This is a genomic window from Thermogemmatispora sp., from assembly GCF_019683755.1.
Classification (GTDB): Bacteria; Chloroflexota; Ktedonobacteria; order Ktedonobacterales; family Ktedonobacteraceae; genus Thermogemmatispora.
The window spans coordinates 1-7,214 of sequence record NZ_JADGHT010000242.1; the positions used below are offsets into that span (position 1 = coordinate 1).

At 57.4% G+C, this 7,214-nt stretch carries 5 protein-coding genes; 3 read left to right on the top strand and 2 right to left on the bottom strand.

The features are described 5' to 3' along the window. Positions 1-49: 49 nt before the first annotated feature. Both ftsH and IRZ24_RS14485 read right to left on the bottom strand, forming a co-directional pair. On the bottom strand, positions 50-2,062 hold the full coding sequence (ftsH, locus tag IRZ24_RS14480) for an ATP-dependent zinc metalloprotease FtsH (RefSeq protein ID WP_297165460.1): 2,013 nt from the start codon (positions 2,060-2,062) through the stop codon (positions 50-52). Positions 2,063-2,435: 373 nt separating this feature from the next. Continuing rightward, complete coding sequence (locus tag IRZ24_RS14485) at positions 2,436-2,894, bottom strand: acyl-CoA thioesterase (protein ID WP_297165462.1); 459 nt, start codon at positions 2,892-2,894, stop codon at positions 2,436-2,438. Between the two features lie 367 nt (positions 2,895-3,261). Here IRZ24_RS14485 and IRZ24_RS14490 point away from each other — a divergent pair, with 367 nt between their 5' ends. The 3 genes from IRZ24_RS14490 to IRZ24_RS14500 all read left to right on the top strand — a co-directional run. Further along, a complete protein-coding gene (locus IRZ24_RS14490) occupies positions 3,262-4,353 on the top strand; it encodes a LacI family DNA-binding transcriptional regulator (RefSeq protein WP_297165464.1) in 1,092 nt (363 codons plus the stop codon). A 460-nt stretch (positions 4,354-4,813) separates the two neighbouring features. After that, entirely contained in the window at positions 4,814-6,139 is a 1,326-nt protein-coding gene (locus tag IRZ24_RS14495; RefSeq protein WP_297165466.1) for a substrate-binding domain-containing protein, read from the top strand. Positions 6,140-6,408: 269 nt separating this feature from the next. After that, on the top strand, positions 6,409-7,214 hold an 806-nt coding region (locus IRZ24_RS14500; RefSeq protein WP_297165468.1), incomplete at its 3' end, for a sugar ABC transporter permease.

The following is a 7,214-nucleotide window of genomic DNA, read 5'->3' on the forward strand; positions in this document are numbered from 1 at the left end:
GTGAAGTCCGGCGCGGCCCAGGCTGATAGGCTCAGAGGTGGGCGCATAATTACGGCTCGTAGCTCCCCTCACCGTGAGAAGAAGATTGGAAGCCCGAGGGCAGCGAAGGAAAGAGCGTATCGGGCAGGCGGTTGGCATCATCTCGCTTGCCATTGAAACGGGCATCGCGAGCATCTGACGTGCCGGTGAAAATCGAAGGAGACTCGTACTCGTCCTCCTGGATTGGTTGATTGAAGAGCGCCTCGAAGGTTGGCCCTTCTAAGGTCTCCTCCTTGATCAGGCGTTCGCTGATCATAATCAGCCGCTTCTTATTCTGGGAGAGCACCTGATAGGCCTTATTGAAAGCCTCCTGGACGATGCGGCGCACCTCCATATCGATCTCGCGGGCTGTTTCCTCGCTATAGTTGCGCTGCTCATTAAAATCGCGACCCAGGAAGACCAGCTCCTCCTTATGACCGAGAGCCACGGGGCCAATCAAATTGCTCATACCGTACTCCGTGACCATCGAGCGAGCGATTTTCGTCACGCGCTCAATATCATTGGAGGCGCCAGTTGTCACCTCGCCAAAGATAATGAGTTCAGCTACATGGCCACCCAGAGCGTAGGCCAGCATATCCTCAAACTGCGACTTGCTCCACAGATAGCGGTCCTCTGTTGGGAGCAGCATGGTAAAGCCACCGGCCTGGCCTCGAGCCACGATTGAGACCTTGTGCACAGGGTCTGTATTGGGGAGCATCCGAGCTACCAGGGCATGACCAACCTCGTGGTAGGCGGTAATCGCCTTCTCTCGCTCACTGATGATGCGGCTCTTACGGGCCGGCCCGGCGACGACCCGATCGATGGCTTCCTCCAGCTCCTTCATGCTGATGGTCCGGCGATTGCGCCGAGCGGCCAGAATCGCCGCCTCATTGAGGAGATTAGCTAAGTCTGCACCGGAGAAGCCGGGGGTCTGGCGGGCGATGGTCTCCAGCGAGACATCCTTTTCCAGCGGCTTGCCACGGGCGTGCACCTGAAGGATCGCCATGCGGCCTCGGATATCAGGACGATCAAGCACCACCTGGCGATCGAAGCGGCCTGGACGGAGCAAAGCTGGATCAAGCACGTCGGGGCGGTTCGTTGCTGCGATCACAATCACATTGGTGCTTGAATCGAAGCCATCCATTTCCACCAAGATCTGATTGAGCGTCTGCTCCCGCTCATCATGAGAACCGCCCAGACCGGCCCCGCGCTGGCGTCCCACCGCATCGATCTCATCAACGAAGACGATACAAGGGCTATTGCGTTTGGCTTGCTCGAAGAGATCGCGCACGCGGCTTGCTCCCACGCCAACGAACATCTCCACAAATTCTGAGCCGCTGATACTGAAGAAAGGTACGCCGGCCTCACCGGCCACGGCCCGAGCAATCAGCGTTTTGCCAGTACCCGGTGGCCCCACCAGCAGAAGGCCTTTAGGGATACGGGCCCCGAGGGCGGCGAACTTATCGGGGTACTTCAGAAATTCGACGATCTCCTGCAGCTCCTGCTTGGCTTCGTCGACCCCGGCCACATCGGCGAAAGTCACAGTCGGCTTATTCCCCAAGAACATGCGGGCGCGGCTCTTGCCGAATGAGAGCGCCTGATTATTCGTGCCCTGAGCCTGACGCAGCAGGATGATCACGATCACGGCGATCAGCACAAAGGGGATCAAGCCCCCAAGCAAGTTTAACCAGGCGCCCAGCGAACTCGGGGCCTCGTACTGCAGAGTCAGCAGGCGATTATTCGTATAGTCGATATTATTATCCCGCAGCACGCGGGTGATATCAAAAGAATCGTTAATATTAGCGACCTCACGCTGGGCCGAGGAAGCGGTACCCCGCGTCAAGGTGAGGGTATTCGTGCCGACATTCAATGTATCCTGAACCCCGTTGCGCATGTCCGCCTTCAAATGGCCCAAGAGGGTAGAAACCGTCACCGTTTTGGCGCCGCTCTGCGGGCGGAAGAAGACAACGAGGATCAGGACAATGGCAATTGCCAGTAGCAGCCATAGCAGGCTGTTTCTGAGCCATTTCCCTGTACTTGGCATCAAGGCTCCTCTCTCTATCCTCTCCTGGAAACGGGCAAGCTTGTATAGGAACGTAGGAGAGCTGTACTAAGCATTACTACACATTACACTGTGTCAATGGAAGACTCATTCGAGGGGTATTATAACATAGTGGACCCTGAATTCTCCACGGAATTCTGATATAACGCTGAGTGCACCTAAAAGCGTGCTGCGTCCTCTTGAAAAGCGGCAGCAAACCATCTGAGAAGAAGGGCCAACCCCAGCGGAGGGGAGCCATCAAGCTATCAACAGAGCCGCTTATATGATGACTTTTGTAAGAAAAATATCACTTCTCAGTGGAGGAGAGGAGAGAGCGCAGCGCCTGCTGCTCAGACAAAGCGAAAACTCGCCTTCTTCAGACCTGCTCTGAAGAGGAACCTTCCCCATCCAGGCTTAAGGCTCGTAACCAGCCAGGTAATTCATGAGCCTGACGTGTCGCCCGCTGGGTATAAACGTGAACACTCTCCCCACGAGCTAATGGCGTCAGCGAGCCATCAGCCTCCACACGCGCGAAATCATAGCGCACCGTCAGGCTTGTTCTGCCCAAGCGCACCAGGGCCGTTGTCAAGCGCACACGCTCATCGAGCGCCGCCGGCTCCCAAAAATCAAGCTGGCAGTGGACCACTGGGAAGCCGAAACCCTCGGCAAAGAGCGTATGCAGCGGATGCCCCAGCGTTTTCAGCAGATGGAGAAAGCCCCGATCCATCCAGACCGTATAAGCGGTATAGTGAATAAAAAACGGGTCCATATCGACCAGAGCAACATCGAACTCTTGGACGGCTTGGGCCAGCGGTCGGCGGTTGCTCTGCTCCACGTTCTGGCTTCTCCCTGGCATGGCAGCGTTTTCAGAACTGATGAGGCAGCCGGATCATCAGCTTGCTAACTGTCTGTCTGTCTGCTCGCGGCTGGGCTGGAATCGCTAGCAGCACCAAGAGGAGAGCAGCCAGCAGAACGCCTATCAAGAGCCACTCCTCCGGCGGCCTTCCATCATCTATTATGGTAGCATAACAGACAAGGAACAGGCGAAGCGGAAAGGCTCCCCCAGACCTTCCGGTTATGATAACGTTATCGGAAAAAATTACTAGACAGCGCCAAAGTTTTTTCAAGAGTAAACGGTTTCAATGCCGGATGCCATAGTAACCAGTGGAAGATCGCCCTTGACAGATGGCGGATTCCAGGGTATGATTCAAGCAACCACCGTGGCGATAAGGTTACCGGTAATGGATGCAAAGTCGAGGCAAAATATGAATCGGCGACGGAGCACCATCGCCGAAATTGCGGCCCGCGCGGGGGTATCGATCCCGACGGTTTCCCGCGTTTTAAACAACCGACCGGATGTGGCGCCAGCCACACGTGAGCGTGTAGAGCGTGTTATTCGTGAGGCCGGTTATGTGCGCAGTCGGGTGGCGAATGCGCTCAGGCGTGGGAGCAGCGGCATTATCGACCTGGTCGTCCCCGATCTAGATAGCCCCTACTATTTTGAGATCATTCGCGGTGTAGAGGAGGTGCTGGAGCGCACCGAGCTGCGCATGGCCCTTTCAACGACGCATGATGAATCACGGCGTGAGCGGCAGTGGCTGCGCCAGGTCATTGAAGGCGCGACGGATGGGGCCATTCTGGTGCTCGCGCAGGGCCAATCGGATCGCCTCGACGAGCTGCGCCGGCATCGTATTCCCTTTGTGGTGGTAGACCATCGCGGTGAGTTGGGGCCTGATGTGCCTTCGGTCGGCGCGACGAACTGGGCGGGTGGACGTGCGGCAACAGAGTATCTGCTCTCGCTGGGCCATCGCCGCATCGCCATTATCGCCGGCTGGCCTAATCTCCGCTGCAGTCAGGATCGCATTGCTGGCTATCGCGCCGCTTTGGAAGAGGCCGGTTTACCAGTTGATCCCGAGCTGATCCGCCCCGGTGAGTTCCGCCAGCAGACCGGCTATGACCAGACTTGCGCACTGCTGGCCTTGCCCGAGCCGCCAACGGCCATCTTCGCCGGTAGCGACCTGCAGGCAATGGGAGTCTATGCCGCCTTGCGGGCCCATGGCCTGCGCGTGCCCGATGATGTCAGTGTCGTCGGCTTCGATGACGTGCCCATTGCAACGATGGTCTCCCCTGCTCTGACGACGATCCGCCAGCCTCTGGCCGAAATGGGTCGCATGGCGACTACGATGTTGTTGCGCCTGATCGCAGGCGAACCACTGGATAGCATGCGCGTTGAGCTGGCAACCTCCCTGGTTGTGCGTGAGTCTTGTGCGCCTCCACCCTCGCCTGATCACTAGCGCGTGCTAGGCGCTAATCATCGCGGCGAGGCGTGTGCTCATAGATAGCTTGTCATAAGCACATCAGTATGTATGTATGTCTGGCTGTATGTATGTAAGGAGCGCGGGCGAAGTGAGCCTGCGGTGCGGATTGGTCAGCCGCTCCAGCGAGCAATGGAGGCAGCACCAACAGCGAAGGCTGTAGAAAGGAGGCTACTCTCAGCGTCGAGGACCTGATTTGCTCACACGGTAGTCGTCCTGGCTGGCTGACCGCTCCCAAGGCCGGCTCGTTTCCGATCTCTCTGTTCCTGTCTGGCCCCCATCCCGGGACGGCGGCAGGAGCGGACCAGTCGGACGACTGCCCTCTCCTGGTGGCCAAAGCAAGGATGTTTTCCAGGTCTGTCCATGTGCAGCGCCATGCCACTGTATGCGTGGGCCTCAATCACGACGGGCGAGCAAAGATGCCAGAGGAGATGGAACTATGCTACAGAGGAGAATCTCTCGCCGCGACTTTCTCCAGACAACCGGCGCGGCCTCGCTTGCCGCATTGCTCTCGGGCTGCTTTGGCGTGGGCGGTCAGAGCGGTGGCAGTAGCGGCGCCCAGTCGATTGTGATCTGGGATATCAGCACGGGGAATCAGCAAAAGCTGATCCAGGATATTACGGCGAAGTTTAACCAGACACACCCCTCCATTCATGCCACCGTGCAGTTCTTCCAGAATGACCCCTATAAGCAGAAGCTCCAGGTGGCGATGGGAGCTCACCAGCCGCCCGATATTTTCTTCGGCTGGGGCGGTGGCATCCTCAAGTCCTATATCGATGCCGGCGATGTCTACGATCTGACTCCTGATCTGAATGCCGATCCGGCCTGGCGCGATCGCTTCCTGCCCTCCTCGCTGGGCGCTGTCACCTTCAACAACCATATCTATGGCATCCCCAACGATGGCGTGCAGCCGGTGGTCTTCCTCTATAATAAGGAGATCTTTGAGAAGTATAAGCTGTCAATCCCACAGACCTGGGGCCAGCTCCTGAATCTAGTCAAGACAGTCAGGCAGCAGGGACTACAGCCGATTGCTCTGGGCGGAGCAAGTAAGTGGACATATTTGATGTATGAAATGTATCTGGTCGATCGCCTCGGCGGTCCGCAGGTCTTTGATGCCATCATGGCAAACCAGCCCAATGCCTGGTCGAATCCTGTTATTATCAAGGCCAATACCATGATTCAGGATCTGGTGGCTGCCGGTGCCTTCGGCAGTGGTTTTGCCTCGGTAAGCTACGATACTGGCCAGGCGAGCGCCCTGCTCTACACTGGCAAGGCGGCCATGCACCTGATGGGTACCTGGGACTTCGGCACCATTATGAACGATGACCCCGCCTTTATCCAACAGGGCAAGCTGGGCTGGTTCCCCTTCCCGGCGGTCGAGGGCGGCGTTGGCGATCCGTCCAATCTGACAGGCGTCCCCTGCAATTACTACTCAGTTGCTAAGACATCCAAGGCGATTCAGGCCTGCGTGACCTATCTCAAGGATGCTGTTCTCAACGACGAGGCGGTTGATCGGCGTATTGCTCTGGGCGAGATCCCGCCGGTCAAGGGAATTGAAAATAAGCTGAGCAACGCGCCACATAGCGACTGGCTGCTCTTCGTCTATCGCCTGGTTCAGAAAGCGGCTCACTTCCAACTGGCTTGGGATCAGGCTTTACCACCGCAGCCGGCGCAGGCCTTGCTGACCAATCTTGATCAGCTCTTCCTGCGCCAGATCTCGCCGCAGCAGTTCTCGGCCAATATGAACCAGACGATCGGTACCTGATGAACGCAGGCTGCTCGCAGCGGTAGCTGAGCCGGTGGAGTGGGTGGAACAGGGTCTACGAGCGGGGAGGGTCCCCTGTTCCACCCACCCATCTCCCCAGCTTCTGATCTTTCTCGTCGTCTGTTGCTGCCAATGGCGACAGGCAGGTTGCCCAAGCGCTGAGTGCTGGCTGTTTCTCTGTGCCACTGATCACCAACTCACTGACTGACCTGAGAGGCAGAGGGCGCTGCTAGCACTGGCTGTTCTCCGCTGGACTGAGGCTAGAAACCATGAGTATGAGTGTGACCACGCGCATCACCCCGACAAGAAGAGGAGGGCCTGCCTCCTGGCCGGCGCTACTATGGACAGCCCCGGCTCTGTGCTTCTATGCCCTGTTCGCGCTCTTCCCCCTGGTGGTGGCCCTCTATCTAAGCTTTACCAATTGGAATGGGATTGCCCAGGCGGCCTGGGTCGGCCCGGCGAACTGGCTGCATTTCTTCTCTGATCCGCTGACCCTGCACGCGATCGGGCTGACAATAGAGATGATGATCCTGACCTGGGTCCTGCAGACCCCCCTCAGTTTGCTGCTAGGGGTCTTTATGGCCGGCCAGCAGCGCTATCGTGCTGTGCTGAGTGTCTTCTACTTCCTGCCCTTGCTCTTCTCCACTGTCGCCATCGGGATCACCTGGATCTCGATCCTTGATCCCAATTTCGGCCTCATCAATGTGACCCTACGGGCTATGGGCCTCTCTTCTTGGGCGCGTGGCTGGCTGGGCGATCCTAATTTGGCTTTCTATGTGGTCGCGATTGTCATCGCCTGGCAGTTTATCCCCTTCCATTCTCTGCTCTATATGACCGGTGCGCGCCAGATCCCTCGCGAGCTATATGATGTGGCCGAGATCGATGGAGCAGGTAGGTTGCGTAAATTCTTCTCAATTACTCTACCACAGCTAAAATATACGATCATCACTTCCTCGATCTTCATGTTAACTGGCTCGCTCACCTATTTCGACCTCATCTGGGTGATGACCGGGGGCGGGCCTGGTTATGCCACCCGCATTTTGCCGCTGCACATGTATATCACGGCCTTTATGAA